Here is a 21,925-nt window from a genome sequence, read left to right on the forward strand (position 1 = left end):
CGGTCGTTCGCCCCATTGTGGACCGCGCGCCGCGCGCGATCCAGCCCTGAAAGCCCTTGACCCTGTTCAGCAGCGGGCGGTCTTCACCGCTTGCGACAGCACTTCCAGCGCCTGCAACGAGTCGTCCCAGCCCAGGCAGGCATCGGTGATGCTCTGGCCGTACTTGAGTGCATCCACGTTGTCCTTGCCCGGTGTGAACTTCTGCGCGCCGGCTTCGATGTGGCTCTCGATCATCACGCCGAAGACGCTGCGCGAGCCGCCGACGATCTGCCCCGCGATGTCGCGCGCCACGTCGAGCTGTTTCTCATGCTGTTTGCTGCTGTTGGCGTGGCTGCAATCCACCATCAGGCGCGGCGCCAGCTTGGCCGCTTCGAGTTCCTTCACCGACGCGGCCACGCTCGCCGCGTCGTAGTTGGGCGCCTTGCCACCGCGCAGGATCACGTGGCAGTCCTTGTTGCCGTTGGTCTGCACGATCGCGACCTGCCCGTTCTTGTGCACCGACAGGAAGTGGTGGCCACGCGAAGCGGCCTGGATCGCATCGGTCGCGATCTTGATGTTGCCATCGGTGCCGTTCTTGAAGCCGATCGGGGCCGACAAACCGGAGGCCAGTTCGCGGTGCACCTGGCTCTCGGTGGTGCGCGCGCCGATCGCGCCCCAGGCGATGAGGTCGCCGATGTATTGCGGCGAGATCACGTCGAGGAACTCGCTGCCCGCGGGCAGGCCGAGGCGGTTGATCTCGATCAGCAACTGGCGCGCGATGCGCAGACCCTCGTCGATGCGGAAGCTCTCGTCGAGGTAGGGGTCGTTGATCAGCCCCTTCCAGCCCACCGTGGTGCGCGGCTTCTCGAAGTACACGCGCATCACGATCTCCAGCGTGTCGGCGTACTTCTCGCGCAAGGGCTTGAGGCGGCGCGCGTAGTCGACTGCCGCGGCCGGGTCGTGGATCGAGCACGGCCCGATCACGACCAGCAACCGGTCGTCCTGCCCGTGCAGGATGTTGTGAATGCGCTGGCGGGTCTGGGTGATCAGCGCTTCCACCGGCGTGCCGCCAATGGGGAAGAAGCGGATCAGGTGTTCAGGAGGGGGCAACACGGTGATGTCCTTGATGCGTTCGTCGTCGGTCCGGCTGGTTTTGTCGACAGGACGGGCATGCCAGGCGTCGCTGCTGGCGGGGACATTTTTTGCGGTCATCACGAGGCTCCTGAGTGGGGTTGAGTCGGGGAAAAGTGAAGGGGCGAAAAAAAACCGCCGGGCTTGAGGCTCCGGCGGTTTTGTCGAGATTCGGTGATGCGCTTACAGCCTCGCCTCTCGTCCGCCGGGGACTGAGAACCAAAAATAAAAGGCAAAAAAGGCGAAGCGCGAAGACATGGGATCGGAATGTAGCACAGGCAACTTCAAGCGGTTCCACCGACGGTCAGGCCGTCGATGCGCAGTGTGGGCTGGCCCACGCCCACCGGCACGCTCTGGCCTTCCTTGCCGCAGGTGCCCACGCCGCTGTCGAGCTTCATGTCGTTGCCGATCATGCTCACGCGGGTCAGAGCGTCAGGGCCGTTGCCCACCAGCGTCGCGCCCTTCACGGGGTACTGGATCTGGCCGTTCTCGACCCAGTAGGCCTGGCTGGCGGAGAACACGAACTTGCCGCTGGTGATGTCGACCTGGCCACCGCCGAAGTTGGTGGCGTACAGGCCCTTCTTGATGCTGGCCACGATCTCTTCGGGCGCCTTGTCGCCGCCGAGCATGTAGGTGTTGGTCATGCGCGGCATGGGCACGTGGGCGTAGCTCTCGCGCCGGCCGTTGCCCGTGGCCTTCACACCCATCAGGCGTGCGTTCATCGAATCCTGGATGTAGCCGCGCAGGATGCCGTCTTCGATCAGCACGTTCTTCTGCGAAGTGTGGCCTTCGTCGTCGATGTTGAGCGAGCCACGGCGGTCGGCAATGGTGCCGTCGTCCAGCACGGTCACGCCCTTGGCGGCCACGCGCTGGCCGATGCGACCGGCGAACGCGCTCGAACCCTTGCGGTTGAAGTCGCCTTCCAGGCCGTGGCCCACCGCTTCGTGCAGCAGGATGCCGGGCCAGCCCGCGCCCAGCACCACCACCATCTCACCGGCGGGTGCGGGTCGGGCTTCGAGGTTGGTCAGGGCGTAGGACACGGCCTCGTCCACGTAGGACTGCACCATGTCATCGTCAAAGTAGGCCAGGCCGAAGCGGCCACCACCGCCCGACGAACCGGCTTCGCGCCGGCCCGACTGTTCGGCGATCACGGTGACCGACAGGCGGATCAGCGGGCGCACGTCGGCCGCCAGCGTGCCGTCGGCGCGCGCCACCAGCACCACATCGTGTTCGGCGGCCAGACCGGCCATGACCTGCTTCACGCGCGGGTCCTTGGCCTTGGCCAGGCGCTCCACTTTTTCCAGCAGCGCCACCTTGGCGGTGCTGTCGAGCGTGGCGATCGGGTCCACGCCCGGGTACAGCGAGCGCGATTTCGACACTTTCACCGCCGGCACGCGCACCTTGCGGCCCTGACCTTGTGCCGAGATCGAGCGCACGGTGTGCGCGGCGTCGATCAGGGACTCCCAGGACAGGTCATCGGAATAGGCAAACGCGGTTTTTTCGCCGCTGACCGCGCGCACGCCCACGCCCTGGTCGATGCTGAAGCTGCCGGTCTTGACGATGCCCTCTTCCAGGCTCCAGCCCTCGCTGCGCGTGGTCTGGAAATACAGGTCGGCATCGTCCACGCCGTGCGACATGATCTCGCCGAGCGCACGCTGCAAGTGGGTCGGACTCAGGCCGAAGGGTTCGAGCAACAGGCTTTGGGCGGTGGCCAGACGGGCCAGGGTGGGTTCGCGTGAAATCATCAAGGCATTGTAAGAACCCTGGCCCCGCACGCCACCCTCAGGGTCTCTAGGACTGCATGAGGCGCTTGGACTTGGCCACCGACATCAGAATGCCCAGGCCCACCCCCAGCGTCACCATGGCGGTGCCGCCGTAGCTCACGAACGGCAAGGGCACGCCCACCACCGGCAGGATGCCACTGACCATGCCCATGTTGACGAAGGCGTAGACGAACACGTTGAGCGTGACCGCGCCGGCCAGCAGGCGCGCGAACTGCGTCGGCGCCTCGACCGCGATCAACAGGCCGCGCACGATCAGGAAGATGAAACCACCCATGAGGCACAGCACGCCCACCAGGCCGAATTCCTCGGAGAACGCGGCGTAGATGAAGTCGGTGGTGCGCTCGGGAATGAACTCCAGATGCGTCTGCGTGCCCTGCATGAAGCCCTTGCCCCACACGCCGCCCGAGCCGATGGCGATCATGCCCTGGATGATGTGAAAGCCCTTGCCCAGCGGGTCCTTGGACGGGTCGAGCAAGGTGCACACGCGCTGGCGCTGGTACTCGTGCAGGATTTTCCAGTCCACCCCGGGCGCGCACATCTGCGACTCCAGTGCGATCAGGGTGACCACCGCCACCGCGCCAATCACCAGCGGTGGCAGGATGAGCTTCCAGCTGAGGCCGGCAAAGAAGATCACGAAAAGACCCGACGACAGCACCAGCAGCGAGGTGCCCAGATCGGGCTGCTTGATGATCAACGCCACCGGAATCACCAGCAGGAACCCGGCCACCACGAAATCCAGTGGCTTGAGCTGGCCTTCGCGCCGGTGGAACCACCACGACAGCATGAGCGGCATGGCGATCTTCATGAGTTCGCTGGGCTGGATCACGGTGACGCCCACGTCAAGCCAGCGCTGCGATCCCTTGCGCATGATGCCGAAGAACTCCACGCCCAGCAGCAGCATCACGCCGACCGCGTACAGGGGCAGCGCCAGCGACATCAGGCGCTGCGGCGGCACCTGCGACACGAGGAACATCAGGCCCACCGCCAGCATCATGTTGCGGCTGTGGGCGGAGAAGCGCGTGCCATGGTCGAACCCCACCGAGTACATGGTGATCAGGCCCGCGCCCGCCATCAGCAGAATGGCAAACAGCAACCACCCGTCAAAGCCCTGGAAGATCGGGGCGATGCGCTGCAGCGGGGTGGGTTTGTCGAAAGTGGCGGCCATGGGGCCGGATTATCCTTCGCCCATGTCCACCATCGCCACCACCCATCTCCTGTACCTGCACGGTTTTCGCTCGTCGCCGCAATCGATGAAGGCGCAGAAGGTCGCCGAGCGCATGCGCACGCAACACCCTGGTGTGGTCTGGTGGTGCCCGCAGTTGCCGCCCTCGCCGCGCGAGGCCATGGACCTGGTGACCCGCGGCATTCAGAGCTGGCCGCGCGACACCATGGCGGTGGTGGGTTCTTCGCTGGGTGGGTTTTATGCGCGCTGGCTGTCGCTGCAGACCGGCTGCCGAGCGGTCCTGCTCAACCCCGCCCCGTTCCCCGCGCGCGGCCTGGCCAGTTACATCGGCGAGCAGACCGCGTGGCACGATCCGCAGGAACGTTTTGTCTTCGAGCCGGTCTTTGTGGACGAACTGCGGGCACAGGAGGCGGACATGGCCCGCCTGGCGCCCTTGCACCCTGCCACGCCCGAAAAACAATTCGCGATTGTGTCCAAAGGTGACGAGGTGCTGGACTGGCGCGAGATGCAAGCCTTCTGCGCCGGTGGCACGACGCGCCTGCTCGACGGCAGCGACCACGCCATCAGCGATTTCGACGCGCACATCGACGACGTCTTCCGATTTCTGGGGCTTTGACCGCCGCGGTGCTGTCCGCGCCCCATGGGACAATCCGGCCCATGCATATTCTGTTTGACGAAGCCGGCAAATTGTTGACCGGCCGCCTCCTGTCCGAGGCCGAAAGTTCTCTGCAAGTCGAGCTCGACTCGGGCAAGCGCGTCAAGGTCAAGGCCGCCAACGCGCTCTTGCGCTTCGAGAAACCCGCCCCCAGCCAACTGATGCCCGCGGCCACCGCCATGGCCGAGGCGATGGAGCTGGAACTGGCCTACGAATTCGCCCCCGAGGACGAGTTCGGTTTCGCCGATCTGGCGCACGAGTATTTCAGCGACAAGGCCGGCACCACCGAACAGGTGGCCGCGCTGGTGTGCCTGCAGGGCGCGCCGCACTACTTCCGCCGCGCCGGCAAAGGCCGTTACAAGAAAGCGCCGCCCGAGATCCTGGCGCAAGCCCTGGCCGCGATCGAGAAGAAGAAACAGGTGCAGGCGCAAATCGAAGCCTGGGCCGCCGAACTCGCCGCGGGCACCTGCCCCGAGCCGGTGCGCCAGCAGCTTTACAAAATTCTGTTCAAGCCCGACAAAAACGCCCCGGAGTACAAGGCCGTGGTGGAGGCCGCGCGCAACAGCCACACCGCACCGCTGGCGCTGCTGCAGAACGCCGGCGCGATCCGCAGCGCCTACCAGTTCCACTGGCAGCGTTTCCTGTTCGACCAGTTCCCCAAGGGAACGGGCTTCCCGCCGTTGCAGGCGCCCGCCATCGCCGACGAGTTGCCCCTGGCCAACGTGCAGGCCTTTTCCATCGACGACTCGGCCACCACCGAAATCGACGACGCGCTCTCGCTGCAGGGCCTGGGCCAAGGCAGCGTCACGCTGGGCATTCATATCGCCGCGCCGGGTCTGGCGGTGTTGCCCGACGGCGCGGTCGACCAGGTGGCGCGCCAGCGTCTGTCCACGGTCTACATGCCGGGCCACAAGATCACCATGTTGCCCGACGACGTGGTACAGGCCTACACGCTGCTGGAAGGGCGCGACTGCCCGGCCGTGTCGCTCTACGTCACCTTCGACGAAGCCACGCTGGCCATCACCGCCAGCCGCACCGCGCTGGAGCGCGTGCCGATCGCGATCAACCTGCGCCACGACCAGCTCGATGCGGTGATCACCGAGGCCTGGCTCGAAGGCGCCGCACCCACCGCCGACGTCCAGCCCGAGATCGCCCAACTGCAACCCTCGCTGGCCTTTCTGTGGCGCCTGGCGCGGCACCTCAAGGCGCAACGCGAGGTGGTGCGCGGCAAGCCCGAGAACTTCAACCGCCCCGACTACACCTTCCGCCTCGAAGGCGTGGCGGGCGACGAGCCCACCGGCGACGAGCGCGTGCAGATCGGCACACGCCGGCGCGGCGCGCCGCTGGACCTGATGGTGTCGGAGGCCATGATCCTGGCCAACAGCACCTGGGGCAACTGGCTCGCCGACTGCGGTGTGCCCGGCATCTACCGCAGCCAGGCCAGCCTGCAGCCCGGCGTGAAAGTGCGCATGGGCACCAAGGCCCAGCCCCACGCGGGCATTGGTGTGAAGAGCTATGCCTGGAGCACCTCGCCCCTGCGCCGCTATGTGGACCTGGTCAACCAGTGGCAGATCATTGCCTGCGCGCGCCACGGCAAGACCGCCGCGCTCGCCGCGCCGTTCAAGCCCAAGGACGCCAACCTGTTCGCCGTCATCAGCGCGTTCGACGCCGCCTACACCGCGTACAACGGCTTCCAGAACGGCATGGAGCGCTACTGGACGCTGCAGTACCTGCGCCAGCAGAACATCACCGAACTCACCGCGACCTTGGTCAAGGACAACCTGGTGCGCGCCGACACCCTGCCGCTGGTGCTGCCCGTGATGGGCGCCGATGGCCTGCCACGCGGCGCGCACGTGCGCGTGAAGCTGGGCGAGATCGACGACATGACGCTGGACGTGCACGGCACCGTGATCGAGCGGCTGGACCTGCCGGCCGATGACGTGGCCGAGGAAGAAGACGGCGGCGAGGAAGAAGAACTCGCCACGCCGGTCGCGCTGGCCATCAACGTCGACGACGCCGAGGTGGAAGCCGCCACCGCCCAGCCCGTCCAAACGCCCGGCCCGGCAGGGGCTTGAGGCACAGGCGACAACCAGCACGGATAATGCCCGCCTGATGTCGTCTGCCCTGTCCTTTTTCAAGAAGCTGAGCACGCTGCAACTCGCGCTGGGCGTGTCGATCGCCGTGCACGCGGCGATCCTTACCGTGCGCTTCGTGGACCCCGAGCGTTTCAACCGCGTATTCCAGGACACGCCGCTGGAAGTGATCCTCGTGAACGCCCGCAGCGACGAGCGGCCCGACAAGGCCACCGCAATCGCGCAAGCCTCGCTGGCCGGCGGCGGCGACCGGGAACACGGCCGCGCCACCTCGCCGCTGCCCCCCCACATCGTGGCGCGCGTGGGCGACGCCCACGAGGAAGACCAGCGCACGATCGAAATGCTGCGCGAGCAGCAGAACCGTTTGCTGGCCCAGGTGCGCCGCGAACTCGCGAAGATGCCACCACCCGACCCGGAGTCGCTCAACCCGACCCCCGAGCAGGCCGAGCGCGAGCAAAAGCGCCGGGCGCTGGTGAAGATCCTGGCCGAGATCGAGAAGCGCATCAACGAAGAAAACGCGCGGCCGAAAAAGCGCTACATCAGCCCGGCCACGCGCGAAGCGGTCTACGCCATCTACTACGACGAGCTGCGCCGCAAGATCGAAGACCGCGGCACCAGCAACTTCCCCGAAGCGGCGGGTCGCAAACTGTACGGCGAGCTCACGATGACCATCACGGTGAACCACACCGGCGTGGTGCTGGACACCGAAGTCGTGCAACCCTCGGGCATCAACCTGCTCGACCGCCGCGCCCAGGCCATCGTGCGCAGCCTGTCCTTCGGCAAGTTCAGCGATGCCATGCGCCGCCAGGCCGACCAGATCGTCGTGGTCTCGCGTTTTCGTTTCACGCGCGACGAAATTCTGCAGACGCAACTGTCCGGGCAATGACCTGACATGAAGTCACTCGGGCGCTGGTTGTTGTGGTTGATCCTGGCCGGGATCGCTCTGCAGCTGTTCTTCATCGTGCGCATCGCGGTCATGGTCGCGATCGATCCGGTCAGCACCACGTTCATGCGCTCCGAAGCCTGGCGCATCGCCGGTGCGAGCCTGGCGGGGGACAAGAACTGGCGCTGGTCCCACCAGTGGGTGGACGGTGCGCAGATCAGCCCGCACCTCAAGCGCGCGGTGATCGCGTCGGAGGACGCGGGCTTCAACGACCACGGCGGCGTGGACTGGGGCGCGATCGAAGGCGCGTGGCAGAAAAACGAGCGCCGCCAGCAACTCGCCGAGAAACGCGCCGCCAGCCAGCCCAACCGGCCCGCGCGCGAACCCAAGATCGTCGGCGGCTCCACCATCACCCAGCAGCTCGCGAAAAATCTGCTGCTCTCGGGCGAGCGCCAGTTTCTGCGCAAGGGCCAGGAACTGGTGCTCACGGTGGCGCTGGAGCTGCTGCTGGACAAGCGCCGCATCCTGGAGATCTACCTCAACAGCGTCGAGTGGGGCGAAGGCATCTTCGGCGCCGAGGCCGCCGCGCAGCGCTACTTCAACAAACCGGCCAGCAAACTCAGCGCCTACGAAGCGGCGCGCCTGGCGGTGATGCTGCCATCGCCGAAGTTCTTCGAAACCCGCCAGGGCTCTGCGTACCTGGCCCGCCGCACCGGCACCATCGTCGCCCGCATGGGCGGTGTACAACTCCCATGAACCTTCGCGCCAAGGCCATGAGCTTGTTCCTGCTGGGCCTGGTACGCCTGCTCACCGGCGCGCAGGCGCGCTGGCACGGCTGCCCGCCCAAGGCCGAGCAGCGCATCTACTTCGCCAACCACCAGAGCCACGCCGACCTGGTGCTGATGTGGGCCGCGCTGCCGCTGGAGCTGCGCAGCATCACACGCCCGATCGCGGCCAGGGACTACTGGACCGCGTCCCGTTTCAAGCGCTGGATCACCACCGACGTGTTCAACGCCGTGTACGTGGAGCGCGAACGCAAGGGCGACGAAGACCCGCTCGCGCCGCTGGCCCAGGCGCTGGAGAGCGGCGACTCGCTGATCCTGTTTCCCGAAGGCACGCGCGGCCACGAGGAAGACCCGCAGCCATTCAAGTCGGGCCTGTACAACCTGGCGCAACGTTTTCCCGACGTGGTGCTCGTGCCGGCCTGGATCCACAACGTGCAACGCGTCATTCCCAAAGGCGAGGTGGTGCCGGTACCCGTGTTGTGCTCGGTCACCTTTGGCGAGCCCCTCAAGCTCGGTGCGGACGAACCGCGCGCCGATTTTCTGAAACGGGCGCGCGAAGCCGTGATGGCGCTGCGCGAGGTCTGAAGCATGGGCTCTTTTCTTCGCAACCTCACCCCCGACCAACAGGTCAGCCTGGTGTTCGTCGTGCTGTTCGGCCTGCTGCTGATCGCCAGCGGCGTGAACGTGGTGCTGTCGCTGCGCGAACGCCGCGCAACCGATGGAAGCGACCCCGACGACGACGCCTCGGACGTCCGCGCTCTGCACATGCAGGACAACCAGGCCTTGCTGCGCAGCTCCTGGATCATGATGCTGGTGTTCTGGGTCGGCTGGGCTGCCGGCGACCACGCGGCCCTGGTGCTGTTCGGTGTGGTGTCGTTCTTCATCCTGCGCGAGTTCATCAGCCTCTCCCCCACGCGCCGCAGCGACCACCGCAGCCTGGTGCTCGCCTTCTTCGTGGTGTTGCCGCTGCAGTACGCGCTGGTGTGGATGGAACTCTTCAACCTCTTCACCGTTTTCATCCCGGTCTACGTGTTCCTTGCCATTCCCGTGGTCAGCGCGCTGGGCAACGACCCGCAACGTTTCCTCGAACGCAACGCCAAGCTGCAGTGGGGCATCATGGTCTGCGTGTATGGCATGAGCCATGTGCCCGCGCTGCTGCTGCTCCACTTCAAGGGTTTTGCCGGCAAGACCGCCTTCCTGGTGTTCTTCCTGGTGCTGGTGGTGCAGACCTGCATGCTGGTGCAACACGTGGCCGCGCGCGGCCTGCGCCGTCCGGTGGCGCCGGCCATCAGCGACAGCTTTCACTGGCGCAGCTGGGTGCTGGGCCTGGCCGCGGGTGGCGTGCTGGGCGCACTGCTCGCGGGCTTCACGCCCTTCAAGCCGCTGCCCGCGCTGGCCATGGCGCTGGTGGCCTGCGCGGCGGGCAGCTTCGGCCACCTCGTCATGAAGGCCATCAAGCGCGACCGCGGCGTGACGCACTGGGGCTTGGCGGGCCGCTCGGTCACCGGCACCAGTGGCCTGCTCGACCGCGTGGACGCCCTGTGTTTTGCCGCGCCCGTGTTCTTCCACTCGGTGCGCTGGACCTTCGACCTGTAAAGTGTCCTCATGAGAATTCTCGGCATCGACCCTGGCCTGCAGTGCACAGGTTTTGGCGTGATCGACACCGATGGTGCGGCCATGCATTACGTGGCCAGCGGCACCATCCAGACCAGCCCCAAGAACGGCGCGCTGCTGCCCGCGCGGCTCAAGATCCTGTTTGACGGCATCACCGAAGTGGTGGCGCGTTACCAGCCCGAGGTGTCGGCCTGCGAGATCGTGTTCGTCAACGTCAACCCCCAGGCCACGCTGCTGCTCGGCCAGGCGCGCGGCGCCTGCCTGACCGCGCTGGTGGCCAACCACCTGCCGGTGGCCGAGTACACCGCGCTGCAGTTGAAGAAGGCCGTGGTGGGCTACGGCAAGGCCGCCAAGCCGCAGATGCAGGAAATGGTCAAGCGCCTGCTGCAGTTGCCCGGGCTGCCCGGCAAGGATGCGGCCGACGCGCTGGGCCTGGCCATCACGCACGCGCAGGTCAGCCGCACGCTGCTGGCGATCAGCAAGGTGTCGGCGCAGCAAGCCCGCACGCACGGCAGCTACAAAGCCGGCCGGGTGTACTGATGAACATGCCGGGATCCCACAACGTCCGCCAGCTCAGCCTCGGCGCCTGGCTGGCCGTGGCCTTCACCGCGCTGTCCTTGCTGCTCACCGTGAGCCTCACGCTGTTCAGCGATCGCGCGGCCAGCAACCAGGTGCGCGATGGCATTGGCGCCAACCTGGCCGAACTGGCGCAACAGACGACCGGCCGCCTGGACCGCGCCATGTTCGAGCGCTACCGCGAGGTGCGCCTGATCGCCGAGCGGCTCAGCGGCAACGGCAACAGCGACCCCAATGCCACACGGAAGACCATCGAGTCCGTGCAAAAAAGTTATCCGCACTATGCGTGGATCGGTGTCACCGATGCCACTGGCGTGGTGCGCACCGCCACGCGCGGCATGTTCGAAGGGGTGGATGTATCGGCGCGCCCCTGGTTTCGCAACGCCATCGCCGACCAGGCCGTGGGCGATGTGCACGACGCCATGCGGCTCGCGCAGTTGCTCGGCACGCAGGGCCGCGAACCACAGCGCTTCGTCGACATTGCCTTTCCGCTGACCGATGCCACGGACCAGATCACCGGTGTGCTCAGCGTGCAGCTGTCATGGAACTGGGCCAGCGACATCCAGGCCGCGATCTTCGCGCCCGTGAGCCGCCACCGCAACGTGGAGATGCTGATCGTCTCCACCAACGACACGGTCTTGCTCGGCCCCCCCGGTGTGCAGGGCACAAGGCTGCAACTGCCCAGCCTGCAAGCCGCTGCCCGCGGTGAATCCGGCTACTCGAAGGAAGTCTGGCCCGATGGGCAAACCTACCTGGTGGGCTACAGCCGCGACAACGGCTTCGACGCCTACCCCGGCCTGAAATGGCGGGTGCTGGTGCGGCAGACGCTGGCCGGCGCCTACGCACCGGTGGACCAGCTTCACGAGCGCATGCTGCTCGGCGGCCTGGTGGCGGCGGTGCTGTTCTCGCTGTTGGGCTGGCTGCTGGCGCGCCTGATCACGCGGCCCTTGCTGGACCTGACGGACGTGGCGCGCGGCATCGAGGCCGGTTACGCGGTGAAAGCGCCCACCGCCGGGGCCTACCGCGAAGTGGCCCTGCTGGGCAATGCCTTCAATTCGGTCGTGAAGAGCTTGCAGAACAACGAGTCCGAGTTGCGCCACAGCCACGCGGCGATGGAGCGGCGCGTGAGCGAGCGCACCGCCGAACTGCGCGAGGCCTTGCACGACATGCACACCAATGAAGCGCGCGTGCAGGCCGTGATCGACACCGCGCAGGAGGCTTTCGTGGGCATGGATTTCGAAGGCCGCATCACGGACTGGAACGACGCGGCGGAGAAGCTGTTTGGCTGGCAGCGCGCCGAGGTGCTGGGCGAATCGCTGGTCGACATCGTCGTGCCCGAGCGCTTCCAGACCGCCTTCGTGCAGGCGTTGGCGGGCTTCCTGATCACGGGAAAGGCGCCGTTCACCGACCAGCAGATGCAGCGCACGGTGATGGACAGGAACGGCAGGGAGATGGCTGTGGAGATGAAGATCGGTCTGATCAACACCCCTGAGGTGCAGCTGTTCAGCGCCTTTGTGCGCCCGGTGTCCGACGAGCGTTGGTGGTCCTAGGACAGGTCCTAGACCAGGCGTTCCAGCACCAGCACACCAAAGAAGCCGAGGGCGGCGATCACCGTCCATTTCAGGATCACGATGCCCCAGACGCGGTAGCGCGGCTGGCTGGTGCCGATGTAGAACGCGAAGCAAACGCCGGCTGCGAGCAGCAGCAGCATGACGGTCCAGCGGAACAACAGCATGGGCGACGAGGGATCGCTTACCAGGCCGGCGCGAGTTGCGCGAAACCGCTGGGGGCTTCGCGCTCGTGTTCGAAACTCACCACCTCGTAGGCGTCGGGCCGCTCCAGCAGGGCGCGCAGCAGCAGGTTGTTCATCGCGTGGCCACTGCGGAAGGCGCTGTAGGCGGCCAGCAGGGGCTTGCCCACGATGTACAGGTCGCCCATGGCGTCGAGGATCTTGTGTTTGACGAATTCGTCCTGGTAGCGCAGGCCGTCGGCGTTGAGCACCTTGACGTCGTCCATCACGATGGCGTTGTCCAGCCCGCCGCCCATGGCCAGGCCATTGGAGCGCATCATTTCCACGTCGCGCGTGAAGCCGAAGGTGCGGGCACGCGCGATTTCGCGCGCGTACTGGCCGCTGCCAAAGTCAAACTCCACGCGCTGGCCGCTGGAGTTCACGGCCGGGTGGTCGAACTCGATTTCGAACGCGAGCTTGTAGCCATGGAACGGATCGAGCCGCGCCCACTTGAGGCCTCGCCCCTCGCCTTCGCGCACCTCCACCGGCTTGGTGACGCGGATGAAGCGCTTGGGTGCGTTCTGCATCACGATGCCGGCGCTCTGCAACAGGTAAACGAAAGACGCCGACGAGCCATCGAGGATCGGCACTTCTTCGGCCGTGATGTCCACATACAGGTTGTCCAGCCCCAGGCCCGCGCAGGCGCTCATCAGGTGCTCGATGGTGTGCACCTTCACGCCACCGTTGGAGATGGTGGAGGCCAGGCGCGTGTCGGACACGGCCATCGCATTCACGGGGATCTCCACCGGCGCAGGCAAATCCACGCGACGGAACACGATGCCCGTGTCCGGCGCGGCGGGGCGCAGCGTCAACTCCACCCGCTGACCGCTGTGCAGGCCGACGCCGACCGCCTTGGTCAGGGATTTGAGGGTGCGTTGAGCAAGCATCCCTGAATTGTAGTTTTCGCGGTGCCAGAACATGGTTAGGAAAGGCGATGACCTTGATAGAGAGGTTTTTTCCTCCGGCTGCAACGGTCAGCGGCGACCGGGGTGCCCGGCTCCGCGGGTGTCCCCCGGGTCGGCTTCGCCGCCCCTCCTCCTTTACCCCGCTGCGCCGGACACCCCGATCACCGCTGACCTGCGAGGTACAAGAACCGTGGGTTTACCAACGTGTCTCGGCTCGCGGGCGTCGGGCGTTCTGCGCAGCGGGGTAAAGGAGGAGACGGCACCAGCCGTCGGGGGACACCCGCGGAGCAGAGCGCCCGGCGTCCGCGAGCCCGCGAGGTGCAGGCACGAAACACGCCAGGCACAAAACCCGACAAAACGTCAGTCAGCTTGTTTGCGCAAGAAAGCAGGAATCTCGAAATCGTCCATGCCACCCGAAGCCAACGCATCCACCTTGGCCGCCGCCTGGGTGCGGTTGGTGCGCCACACGCTGGGCACGGCCATGGAGTTGTAGTCCGGCTGGCTTGCGCCCGGGCCACCGACAGCGGCGTTCACAGTGGGCACGTTGAACGGCACGTTGTCGGTGCCGGTGCGCAGCACCTGCAGCGGAGGCGCGGTGCGGCGCACGCCCTGGCGCGACAGGCCGGTGGCCACCACGGTCACGCGCATTTCGTCGCCCAGAGCGTCGTCGTACGCAGCGCCGTAGATCACGTGCGCTTCGGGTGAAGCGTAGGCGCGGATGGTGTTCATCGCCAACTTCGACTCGGACAGCTTGAGCGAACCCTTCGCCGCGGTGACGAGCACCAGCACGCCCTTGGCGCCCGAGAGGTCGATGCCTTCGAGCAGCGGGCAGGCCACGGCCTGCTCGGCGGCGATGCGCGCGCGGTCCGGGCCGGCAGCGACCGCCGTGCCCATCATGGCCTTGCCGGGCTCACCCATCACGGTGCGCACGTCTTCGAAGTCGACGTTCACGTTGCCGTACTCGTTGATGATTTCGGCGATGCCGCCCACGGCGTTCTTGAGCACGTCGTTGGCGTGGGCAAAAGCCTCGTCCTGCGTGACTTCGTCGCCCAGCACTTCGAGCAACTTCTCGTTAAGCACCACGATCAGCGAGTCCACGTTGGCTTCGAGCTCGGCCAGGCCGTTGTCGGCGTTGGTCATGCGGCGGCCGCCTTCCCAGTCGAACGGCTTGGTGACCACGCCGACGGTGAGGATGCCCATTTCCTTCGCCACGCGGGCGATCACGGGGGCCGCGCCGGTGCCGGTGCCACCGCCCATGCCGGCGGTGATGAACAGCATGTGCGCGCCCGCAATGGCTTCGCGGATGTCGTCCACGGCGACTTCGGCCGCGTCACGGCCCTTCTCGGGCTTGCTGCCCGCGCCCAGGCCGCTGGTGCCGAGCTGGATGGTCTTGTGCGCGGCGCTGCGCTGCAGCGACTGCGCGTCGGTGTTGGCACAGATGAACTCGACGCCTTGCACGCTGCGCGAAATCATGTGCTCGACCGCGTTGCCGCCGCCGCCGCCCACGCCGATGACCTTGATCTGGGTGCCGAGGTTGAATTCTTCGACTTCAATCATTTCGATGCTCATTTGGTGCTCCTTGTGTGGCCTCTGAAAGGCCCGGGTAATTCAATAAAACGCTTGGAATTCTTGTGGGATCGGGCTTTCAGCCAGGCGGTCCGGTGCACTCGGCACAACCGGCTCTGGGGCGCGTTCGCGGCGACGGGAACATGCGCTGAACGTTCGGGGCAAGCGTGGTGGTGTCCATATCAGAATGTCCCCAAAAACCAGTTCTTCACACGCTCGACCGCGCCTTGCATCGAGCCCGCTTTCTGCGCCACCTTGTGCCCTCGGACACGCGCGAGGCGCGCTTCTTCCAACAAACCCATCACCGTGGCCGCGCGCGTCTGCGCGACCATGTCGGACAGGGCGCTGTCGTAGTTCGGCACGCCACGGCGCACCGGCTTCAGGAAAATGTCCTCGCCGAGTTCAACCATGCCGGGCATCACCGCGCTGCCGCCGGTGAGCACGATGCCCGAGGACAACATTTCCTCGTGGCCCGAATCGCGCAGCACCTGCTGCACCAGCGAAAAGATTTCTTCCACACGCGGCTCGATCACGCCGGCCAACGCCTGTCGGCTCAACATGCGCGGGCCGCGATCACCCAGGCCGGGCACTTCCACCTGCGTGTCCGGGTCGGCCAGCAGTTGCTTGGCGCAGCCGCTCTCCACCTTGATGTCTTCGGCGTCCTTCGTCGGCGTGCGCAGAGCCATGGCGATGTCGCTGGTGATGAGGTCGCCCGCGATCGGGATCACCGCCGTGTGGCGGATCGCGCCACCCGAGAAGATCGCCACATCGGTCGTGCCCGCGCCAATGTCGACCAGCGCCACGCCCAGTTCCTTCTCGTCGTCGGTCAGGATCGCCTGGCTCGACGCCAGCGGGTTCAACATCAGCTGGTCCACTTCCAGGCCGCAGCGGCGCACGCACTTGATGATGTTTTCCGCCGCGCTCTGCGCCCCGGTGACGATGTGCACCTTGGCCTCCAGGCGGATGCCGCTCATGCCGATCGGCTCCTTCACTTCCTGACCGTCGATCACGAATTCCTGCGGCTCCACCAGCAGCAGGCGCTGGTCGGTCGAGATGTTGATCGCCTTGGCCGTTTCGATCACGCGCGCCACGTCCGCGGCGGTGACCTCGCGGTCCTTGATGGCCACCATGCCGCTGGAGTTGATGCCGCGGATGTGGCTGCCGGTGATGCCGGTGTACACGCGCGCGATGCGGCAGTCGGCCATCAGCTCGGCTTCTTTCAAGGCCTGCTGGATGCTCTGCACCGTCGCGTCGATGTTGACCACCACGCCACGTTTCAAGCCATGGCTGGCCGACACGCCCAGGCCCGCGAGCTTGAGTTCGCCGTTGGGCTGGACCTCGGCGACCACCACCATGATCTTGGCGGTGCCGATGTCGAGTCCCACCACCAAATCCTTGTATTCCTTGGCCATGATGTGTTTCTTGCTTACCTACGGGGTTGTGGTGCGCCGGGTGGCGTGTCGATGACGGTGGTCACGCCGCGCAAGCGCAGCGCGTAACCATTGGGGTAGCGCAGGTCCACGGACTGCACCGCGCCTGCATAACGTTCGGTGAGTTGGGACAACGTGCCGGTGAAGCGGCGCGTGCGTTCCAGCAATTCGTCGGGTGTGCCGCGGCCCAGCTCCACGCGGGCACCGCTGTCGAGCTGGGCGCGCCAGGTGCCGCGCTCGGTGAGTTCGAGCCGCTCCAGGCCCAGGTCGAGCCGAGCGAATTCGCCGCCGAGCAACTGGTAGAGCGACCACACCTCGACCGACTTTTCCGCCGGACCCGCCAGCTCCGGCAGACCGTCGCCATCGTCCGGGCTGGCGTCGAACACCTCGCCCAGCTTGTTGACCAGCTGGCCCGAACCCGACTGGCCCCACCAGGCCACGGCCTCGTGTTCTTCCAGCGTCACGCGCAGGCGGTTGGGGAATTCGCGCTGCACCACGGCCTTGCGCACCCAGGGCACGGACTCGAACAGCTGGCGCACCTGCTGCAGGTCGACCGTGAGGAAGCTGCCGGTCAGGCGCGTCTTCATCTGCGACGACAACTGCGCGCGGAAGGTCACGGCGCTCTGGTGCGCCACGTCGCCATGCACCGCGATCGCCTTCACCGACCAGATCGGGTGGCGCACCAGCCAGGTGGTGAACAGGCCCAGACTCAGCACCGCGAACACGGCCACGAGCACGTGGGTGACCACGGTCATGAGCTTGACGTCCAGGGGCAGTTCGGTGCTGGGCATGGGGGTGTTCCGGGTGCTCAGGCGGCGTTGTCCAGCGCCGCGCTGGCCAGCAGCGCGACGCACAGGTCTTCGTACGACAGGCCCGCCGCCTTGGCCGACATCGGCACCAGCGAGTGGCCGGTCATGCCGGGCGAAGTGTTGATTTCCAGCAGCCAGGGCTTGCGCGTCTTCGCGTCGATCATCACGTCGGCGCGCGACCAGCCACGGCAGTCCAGCGTGAGGTAGGCCTTGAGCACCAGCGCCTGGATTGCTTCCTCTTCGCCTTCGGGCAGGCCGCAGGGCACGATGTACTTCGTGTCGTCGGTGAAGTACTTGTTCTGGTAGTCGTAGTTGCCTTCGGGGGCGACGATGCGGATCACCGGCAGCGCCTTCGCATCCGCACCGGTGCCGAGCACCGGGCAGGTGACTTCATCGCCCGCGATGAACTGCTCGCACATCACCAGCGGGTCCTGCCCCGCGGCGAGTTCGTAGGCCGCGGCGCACTGGTCTTCGCTGATCACCTTGGTGAGGCCGATGGTGGAGCCTTCGCGCACGGGCTTGATGATCATGGGCGAGCCCAGTGCCTTGAACGCGGCCACGGTCTCTTCGACGCTGCGCACCTGGCGCCAGGCCGGCGTGTCCAGGCCTTCGGCGATCCAGATGCGCTTGGTCATGAGCTTGTCCATGGCCACGCTGGAGGCCATCACGCCGGGGCCGGTGTAGGGAATGCCCATCAGCTCCAGCGCGCCTTGCACCGTGCCGTCTTCACCGAAGCGGCCGTGCAGCGCGATGAAGCAGCGCTGGAAACCTTCGCGCTGGAGCTCGTCCATGCTGCGCTCGGCCGGATCGAACGCATGGGCGTCCACGCCCTTGGATTTCAGCGCGGCCAGCACGCCATTGCCCGACATGAGCGAGACCTCGCGTTCGGCCGAACGCCCACCCATGAGCACGGCCACCTTGCCGAGCGACTTTGGATCCACCGTCTTTCTCTCCATTGCGTTCATGCTGCCGCTCCTTGCGCCAGCTCAATAACCCGGCCAGCCACCGCACCCACCGTGCCCGCGCCCATGCAGAGCACCACGTCGCCGTCGCGCGCGTTGTCGAGCACGGCCTGCGGCATGGCGGCGATGTCGTCGACGAACACCGGCTCGAGCTTGCCGGCCACGCGCAGCGCGCGCGCCAGCGAACGGCCGTCGGCCGCGACGATGGGCGCTTCGCCGGCGGCGTACACCTCCGCCAGCAGCACCGCGTCGGCCTGGCCGATCACTTTCACGAAATCCTCGAAGCAGTCGCGCGTGCGGGTGTAGCGGTGCGGCTGGAACGCCAGCACCAGGCGGCGGCCCGGGAACGCGCCGCGCGCGGCAGACAGCGTGGCGGCCATTTCCACCGGGTGGTGGCCGTAATCGTCGACCACGGTGAAGCTGCCGCTGCCATCCGACGTGCGGGCTTCGCCATACGACTGGAAACGCCGGCCCACGCCCTTGAACTCCGCCAGGGCTTGCTGCACGGCGGCGTCGGGCACGCCCAGCTCTACCGCGATGCCGATGGCGGCCAGCGCGTTGAGCACGTTGTGGTTGCCGGGCAGGTTGAGCACCACGTCCAGGTCGGGCAGTTCCACGCCGTTGCGGCGCTGCACGGTGAAGTGCATCTGCGTGCCGACCGAGCGCACGTTGATGGCCCGCACCTGCGCGTCTTCGGCGAAACCGTAGCTGGTGATGGGGCGTGCGATCTGCGGCAGGATTTCGCGGATGGCGGCGTCGTCCACGCACACCACGGCCGCGCCGTAGAAGGGCATCTTGTGCAGGAAGTCCACGAAGGCCGACTTGAGCTTGCCGAAGTCGTGGCCGTAGGTGTCCATGTGGTCGGCGTCGATGTTGGTCACGACGGAGAGCACCGGCAGCAGGTTGAGGAACGAGGCGTCGGACTCGTCGGCCTCGACCACGATGTACTCGCCCGTGCCCAGCTGCGCGTTGGCGCCCGCGCTGTTGAGGCGGCCACCGATGACGAAGGTCGGGTCGAGTTCGGCGGCGGCCAGCACGCTCGCCACCAGGCTGGTGGTGGTGGTCTTGCCGTGCGTGCCGGCGATGGCCACGCCCTTCTTCATGCGCATCAACTCGGCCAGCATCACCGCGCGCGGCACCACCGGGATCAGTTTGGCGTGGGCGGCCACCACCTCGGGGTTGTCGTCCTTCACGGCGGTGGAGGTGACGATGGCGTCGGCCCCCTCGATGTTCGCGGCGTCGTGGCCCACGAACACCTCGGCGCCCATGGCGACGAGCCGGCGCGTGGCCGTGCTCTCGCCCAGGTCGCTGCCGGTGATGCGGTAGCCCTGGTTGAGCAACACCTCGGCGATACCGCTCATGCCGGCGCCGCCAATGCCCACGAAATGGATGTGTCGAATGGCGTGCTTCATGGCGTCGGGACTTTCGCGAGTTGCTCGCAGGCGGCCACGACGGCCGCCACCGCTTCTGTTTTCTGCATGGTCTTGGCCTTCCGGGCCATGTCCAGCAACTGCTCGCGCTGCACGGTCTGCAGGGTTTGCGCCAGTCGCTGGGGGGTGAGTTCGGTCTGGGGTGTCAGCCACGCGGCGCCCGCATCAACGAGGAAGCGCGCGTTGGTGGTCTGGTGGTCGTCCACCGCCGATGGGAACGGCACGAACAGCGCGGCCGCGCCGACGGCGGCGATTTCGGTGACGGTGCTCGCGCCGCTGCGGCAAACGATGAGGTCGGCGTCGGCAAAGGCCTGCGCGGTGTCGTCGATGAAGGGCGTGAGTTCGGCCTGCACGCCCGCCGCGATGTAGTTGGCGCGCAGCGCGTCGATCTGTTTCTCGCCGCTCTGGTGCGTGACGTGGGGTTGCTGCAGCTTGGGCAGCAGGGAGATCGCTTGGGGCACCACGTCGTTGAGGGCCTTGGCGCCCAGGCTGCCGCCCACCACCAGCAGGCGCAACGGGCCGCCGCGGCCGGCGAAACGCTCGGCCGGCGCGGGCTGGTTCAGGAACGGCGTGCGCAACGGGTTGCCCACCCACTCGGCTTTCTTGAACACGTTGGGGAAGGCGGTGAACACGCGGTCGGCCACGCCCGCCAGCACGCGGTTGGCCATGCCGGCGACCGAGTTCTGCTCGTGCAGCACCAGGGGTTTGCCGGCGAGCACGCCCATCATCCCGCCCGGGAAGCTGATGTAGCCGCCCAGGCCCACGACCACGTCGGGCTTGACGCGGCGCACCACCTGCAGCGCCTGCCAGAAGGCGCGCAGCAGGCGCAGCGGCAGCAGCGCGAGCGTGATGAGGCCCTTGCCGCGCACGCCGCCGAAGTCGATGGTCTCCAGCGCGAAGCCACGCGGTGGCACGAGCCGGCTTTCCATGCTGCCGGGCGCGCCCAGCCAGTGCACGCGCCAGCCGCGCTCGCGCAGGGCTTCGGCCACGGCCAGGCCGGGGAAGATGTGGCCACCGGTGCCGCCGGCCATGATGAGGGCGCAGGGAGCGGTCATGACCGGCCGCCCTTCATCATCTGGCGGTTCTCGTAATCCACCCTGAGCACGATGGCCAGCGCCACGAGGTTCAGCAGAATCGCCGAGCCGCCGTAGCTCATCAGCGGCAGCGTCAAGCCCTTGGTGGGCAACGCCCCCAGGTTCACGCCGATGTTGATGAAGGCCTGGAAACCCATCCACAAACCGACACCTTGCGCGACCAGGCCCGAGAACACCTGGTCGAGCGCGATCGCCTGGCGACCGATGTGCATGATGCGGCGCGTGAGCCACAGGAACAGGGCGATCAGCACCACCACGCCAAGCAGGCCGAACTCCTCACCGATGACAGCGAGCAGGAAGTCGGTGTGCGCTTCGGGCAGCCAGTGCAGCTTCTCCACACTGCCACCCAGGCCCACACCGAAGATCTCGCCACGCCCGAAGGCGATCAGCGAGTGCGAGAGCTGGTAGCCCTTGCCCAGCGCATGCTCGACGCTCCAGGGGTCGAGGTAGGCGAACACGCGCTGGCGGCGGAACTCGCTGGTCATGACCATCAGCGCGAACGCGCCCACCACGACCAGCGCCATCAGGAAGAACATGCGCGCGTTCACGCCGCCCAGGAACAGGATGCCCATGGCGATCACCACGATCACCATGAACGCGCCCATGTCGGGCTCGGCCAGCAGCAACATGCCCACCACGCCCACCGCCACCGCCATCGGGGCCACGGCCTGGAAGAAGCGCTCCTTCACCTCCATCTTGCGCACCATGTAGCTGGCCGCGTACAGCAGCACCGCCAGCTTGGCGAGTTCGGAGGGCTGGAAGTTCATGATGCCCAGCGAGATCCAGCGCCGCGCACCATTCACGCCCTTGCCAATGAAGGGCAGCAGCACCAGCGCGAGCAGCACCAGCGCCACCGCAAACATCCAGGGCGCGAGCTTTTCCCAGGACTTCATCGGGAACTGGAACGCCACCATCGCGGCGATCACGCCGATCACCATCGAGATGCCGTGGCGCAGCACGAAGTGGATCTGCGCGTAGTTGCCAAAGCGCGGGTTGTCGGGCAAGGCGATCGAGGCCGAATACACCATCACCAGGCCCCAGGCGAGCAAGGCCACCACGACCCACAGCAGCGGCTGGTCGAAGCCCAGTTCGCGCACGGCGACGTTGCGCGTGCCGGCGTAGGTGCGGTTGGACAGGCGCACCGGCAGGTCGTCGCGCGAGGAGCCGCTGGCGAGCGCGCCCGCCAGATCGCGGCCCGGCCAGCGCGGCAACATGCCGACCAGGGCCGCGCGCAGGCGCTGGCCCCAGGGTGCACTG

General features: G+C 66.8%; 20 protein-coding genes. 8 read left to right on the top strand and 12 right to left on the bottom strand.

Translation table 11 applies throughout. The features are described 5' to 3' along the window. Positions 1-66: 66 nt before the first annotated feature. The 3 genes from FFS09_RS23760 to rodA form a co-directional block, all read right to left on the bottom strand. The gene (locus FFS09_RS23760; RefSeq protein ID WP_137921419.1) at positions 67-1,191 is read right to left on the bottom strand and encodes a 3-deoxy-7-phosphoheptulonate synthase; all 1,125 of its coding nucleotides are present in this window, start codon (positions 1,189-1,191) and stop codon (positions 67-69) included. A gap of 203 nt (positions 1,192-1,394) precedes the next feature. Next, positions 1,395-2,855, bottom strand: coding sequence for a metalloprotease TldD (tldD, locus tag FFS09_RS23765; protein WP_137921420.1), 1,461 nt, complete (start codon positions 2,853-2,855; stop codon positions 1,395-1,397). A gap of 46 nt (positions 2,856-2,901) precedes the next feature. After that, positions 2,902-4,059 (bottom strand): rod shape-determining protein RodA, encoded by a 1,158-nt coding sequence (gene rodA / locus FFS09_RS23770; protein ID WP_137921421.1) that lies wholly within the window; start codon positions 4,057-4,059, stop codon positions 2,902-2,904. Positions 4,060-4,081: 22 nt separating this feature from the next. On the opposite strand from rodA, the gene FFS09_RS23775 reads away from it, so the two are divergent. From FFS09_RS23775 to FFS09_RS23810, 8 genes are read left to right on the top strand one after another with little or no spacing between them, the layout of a single operon-like run. Beyond that, positions 4,082-4,693 carry a YqiA/YcfP family alpha/beta fold hydrolase gene (locus tag FFS09_RS23775; protein ID WP_137921422.1) on the top strand — a complete coding sequence of 204 codons (612 nt, stop codon included), beginning with the start codon at positions 4,082-4,084 and terminating at the stop codon, positions 4,691-4,693. A gap of 41 nt (positions 4,694-4,734) precedes the next feature. Beyond that, positions 4,735-6,807, top strand: a complete 2,073-nt coding sequence (locus FFS09_RS23780) for a ribonuclease catalytic domain-containing protein (RefSeq protein WP_137921423.1) — start codon at positions 4,735-4,737, stop codon at positions 6,805-6,807. A 37-nt stretch (positions 6,808-6,844) separates the two neighbouring features. Then, the gene (locus tag FFS09_RS23785; RefSeq protein ID WP_137921424.1) at positions 6,845-7,711 is read left to right on the top strand and encodes an energy transducer TonB; all 867 of its coding nucleotides are present in this window, start codon (positions 6,845-6,847) and stop codon (positions 7,709-7,711) included. A gap of 6 nt (positions 7,712-7,717) precedes the next feature. Further along, positions 7,718-8,464, top strand: a complete 747-nt coding sequence (gene mtgA, locus FFS09_RS23790) for a monofunctional biosynthetic peptidoglycan transglycosylase (protein WP_137921425.1) — start codon at positions 7,718-7,720, stop codon at positions 8,462-8,464. After that, a complete protein-coding gene (locus tag FFS09_RS23795; RefSeq protein WP_137921426.1) occupies positions 8,461-9,078 on the top strand; it encodes a lysophospholipid acyltransferase family protein in 618 nt (205 codons plus the stop codon). Before mtgA ends, FFS09_RS23795 begins: the two co-directional genes overlap by 4 nt. 3 nt (positions 9,079-9,081) lie before the next feature. Then, positions 9,082-10,089: a phosphatidate cytidylyltransferase gene (locus FFS09_RS23800; RefSeq protein ID WP_137921427.1), complete on the top strand. Its 1,008-nt coding sequence runs from the start codon at positions 9,082-9,084 to the stop codon at positions 10,087-10,089. 9 nt (positions 10,090-10,098) lie between these two features. Continuing rightward, positions 10,099-10,647, top strand: a complete 549-nt coding sequence (gene ruvC / locus FFS09_RS23805; RefSeq protein WP_137921428.1) for a crossover junction endodeoxyribonuclease RuvC — start codon at positions 10,099-10,101, stop codon at positions 10,645-10,647. 5 nt (positions 10,648-10,652) lie between these two features. Next, on the top strand, positions 10,653-12,233 hold the full coding sequence (locus tag FFS09_RS23810; protein ID WP_171020157.1) for a PAS domain S-box protein: 1,581 nt from the start codon (positions 10,653-10,655) through the stop codon (positions 12,231-12,233). Between the two features lie 8 nt (positions 12,234-12,241). Here FFS09_RS23810 and FFS09_RS30710 read toward each other — a convergent pair whose 3' ends face one another. The 9 genes from FFS09_RS30710 to ftsW all read right to left on the bottom strand — a co-directional run bounded on the left by FFS09_RS30710 (position 12,242) and on the right by ftsW (position 21,882). Then, on the bottom strand, positions 12,242-12,418 hold the full coding sequence (locus FFS09_RS30710) for a hypothetical protein (protein WP_171020158.1): 177 nt from the start codon (positions 12,416-12,418) through the stop codon (positions 12,242-12,244). A 17-nt stretch (positions 12,419-12,435) separates the two neighbouring features. Continuing rightward, the gene (lpxC, locus tag FFS09_RS23815; protein WP_137921430.1) at positions 12,436-13,359 is read right to left on the bottom strand and encodes a UDP-3-O-acyl-N-acetylglucosamine deacetylase; all 924 of its coding nucleotides are present in this window, start codon (positions 13,357-13,359) and stop codon (positions 12,436-12,438) included. A 378-nt stretch (positions 13,360-13,737) separates the two neighbouring features. Beyond that, positions 13,738-14,946: a cell division protein FtsZ gene (ftsZ, locus tag FFS09_RS23820; RefSeq protein ID WP_137921431.1), complete on the bottom strand. Its 1,209-nt coding sequence runs from the start codon at positions 14,944-14,946 to the stop codon at positions 13,738-13,740. A 179-nt stretch (positions 14,947-15,125) separates the two neighbouring features. Further along, on the bottom strand, positions 15,126-16,355 hold the full coding sequence (gene ftsA / locus FFS09_RS23825; protein ID WP_137921432.1) for a cell division protein FtsA: 1,230 nt from the start codon (positions 16,353-16,355) through the stop codon (positions 15,126-15,128). 14 nt (positions 16,356-16,369) lie between these two features. Next, the gene (locus tag FFS09_RS23830; protein ID WP_137921433.1) at positions 16,370-17,164 is read right to left on the bottom strand and encodes a cell division protein FtsQ/DivIB; all 795 of its coding nucleotides are present in this window, start codon (positions 17,162-17,164) and stop codon (positions 16,370-16,372) included. Positions 17,165-17,181: 17 nt separating this feature from the next. Further along, positions 17,182-18,138, bottom strand: a complete 957-nt coding sequence (locus tag FFS09_RS23835; RefSeq protein WP_502703756.1) for a D-alanine--D-alanine ligase — start codon at positions 18,136-18,138, stop codon at positions 17,182-17,184. A 5-nt stretch (positions 18,139-18,143) separates the two neighbouring features. After that, positions 18,144-19,556, bottom strand: coding sequence for a UDP-N-acetylmuramate--L-alanine ligase (murC, locus tag FFS09_RS23840; protein ID WP_137921435.1), 1,413 nt, complete (start codon positions 19,554-19,556; stop codon positions 18,144-18,146). Further along, the gene (gene murG, locus FFS09_RS23845; RefSeq protein WP_137921436.1) at positions 19,553-20,629 is read right to left on the bottom strand and encodes an undecaprenyldiphospho-muramoylpentapeptide beta-N-acetylglucosaminyltransferase; all 1,077 of its coding nucleotides are present in this window, start codon (positions 20,627-20,629) and stop codon (positions 19,553-19,555) included. The genes murC and murG overlap by 4 nt, the downstream gene beginning before the upstream one ends. Beyond that, positions 20,626-21,882 carry a putative lipid II flippase FtsW gene (ftsW, locus tag FFS09_RS23850; protein ID WP_137921449.1) on the bottom strand — a complete coding sequence of 419 codons (1,257 nt, stop codon included), beginning with the start codon at positions 21,880-21,882 and terminating at the stop codon, positions 20,626-20,628. Before ftsW ends, murG begins: the two co-directional genes overlap by 4 nt. Positions 21,883-21,925 lie beyond the last annotated feature (43 nt).

The organism is Hydrogenophaga sp. 2FB (genome assembly GCF_005503365.1).
Lineage (GTDB): Bacteria > Pseudomonadota > Gammaproteobacteria > Burkholderiales > Burkholderiaceae_C > Hydrogenophaga.

What these genes read in the sequence shown, in the direction of transcription:
- FFS09_RS23760 (WP_137921419.1), bottom strand. Translation starts at nt 1,191, where the DNA reads ATGACCGCAAAAAATGTCCCCGCCAGCAGCGACGCCTGGCATGCCCGT.
- tldD (WP_137921420.1), bottom strand. Translation starts at nt 2,855, where the DNA reads ATGATTTCACGCGAACCCACCCTGGCCCGTCTGGCCACCGCCCAAAGC.
- rodA (WP_137921421.1), bottom strand. Translation starts at nt 4,059, where the DNA reads ATGGCCGCCACTTTCGACAAACCCACCCCGCTGCAGCGCATCGCCCCG.
- FFS09_RS23775 (WP_137921422.1), top strand. Translation starts at nt 4,082, where the DNA reads ATGTCCACCATCGCCACCACCCATCTCCTGTACCTGCACGGTTTTCGC.
- FFS09_RS23780 (WP_137921423.1), top strand. Translation starts at nt 4,735, where the DNA reads ATGCATATTCTGTTTGACGAAGCCGGCAAATTGTTGACCGGCCGCCTC.
- FFS09_RS23785 (WP_137921424.1), top strand. Translation starts at nt 6,845, where the DNA reads ATGTCGTCTGCCCTGTCCTTTTTCAAGAAGCTGAGCACGCTGCAACTC.
- mtgA (WP_137921425.1), top strand. Translation starts at nt 7,718, where the DNA reads ATGAAGTCACTCGGGCGCTGGTTGTTGTGGTTGATCCTGGCCGGGATC.
- FFS09_RS23795 (WP_137921426.1), top strand. Translation starts at nt 8,461, where the DNA reads ATGAACCTTCGCGCCAAGGCCATGAGCTTGTTCCTGCTGGGCCTGGTA.
- FFS09_RS23800 (WP_137921427.1), top strand. Translation starts at nt 9,082, where the DNA reads ATGGGCTCTTTTCTTCGCAACCTCACCCCCGACCAACAGGTCAGCCTG.
- ruvC (WP_137921428.1), top strand. Translation starts at nt 10,099, where the DNA reads ATGAGAATTCTCGGCATCGACCCTGGCCTGCAGTGCACAGGTTTTGGC.
- FFS09_RS23810 (WP_171020157.1), top strand. Translation starts at nt 10,653, where the DNA reads ATGCCGGGATCCCACAACGTCCGCCAGCTCAGCCTCGGCGCCTGGCTG.
- FFS09_RS30710 (WP_171020158.1), bottom strand. Translation starts at nt 12,418, where the DNA reads ATGCTGTTGTTCCGCTGGACCGTCATGCTGCTGCTGCTCGCAGCCGGC.
- lpxC (WP_137921430.1), bottom strand. Translation starts at nt 13,359, where the DNA reads ATGCTTGCTCAACGCACCCTCAAATCCCTGACCAAGGCGGTCGGCGTC.
- ftsZ (WP_137921431.1), bottom strand. Translation starts at nt 14,946, where the DNA reads ATGAGCATCGAAATGATTGAAGTCGAAGAATTCAACCTCGGCACCCAG.
- ftsA (WP_137921432.1), bottom strand. Translation starts at nt 16,355, where the DNA reads ATGGCCAAGGAATACAAGGATTTGGTGGTGGGACTCGACATCGGCACC.
- FFS09_RS23830 (WP_137921433.1), bottom strand. Translation starts at nt 17,164, where the DNA reads ATGCCCAGCACCGAACTGCCCCTGGACGTCAAGCTCATGACCGTGGTC.
- FFS09_RS23835 (WP_502703756.1), bottom strand. Translation starts at nt 18,138, where the DNA reads ATGGAGAGAAAGACGGTGGATCCAAAGTCGCTCGGCAAGGTGGCCGTG.
- murC (WP_137921435.1), bottom strand. Translation starts at nt 19,556, where the DNA reads ATGAAGCACGCCATTCGACACATCCATTTCGTGGGCATTGGCGGCGCC.
- murG (WP_137921436.1), bottom strand. Translation starts at nt 20,629, where the DNA reads ATGACCGCTCCCTGCGCCCTCATCATGGCCGGCGGCACCGGTGGCCAC.
- ftsW (WP_137921449.1), bottom strand. Translation starts at nt 21,882, where the DNA reads ATGTTGCCGCGCTGGCCGGGCCGCGATCTGGCGGGCGCGCTCGCCAGC.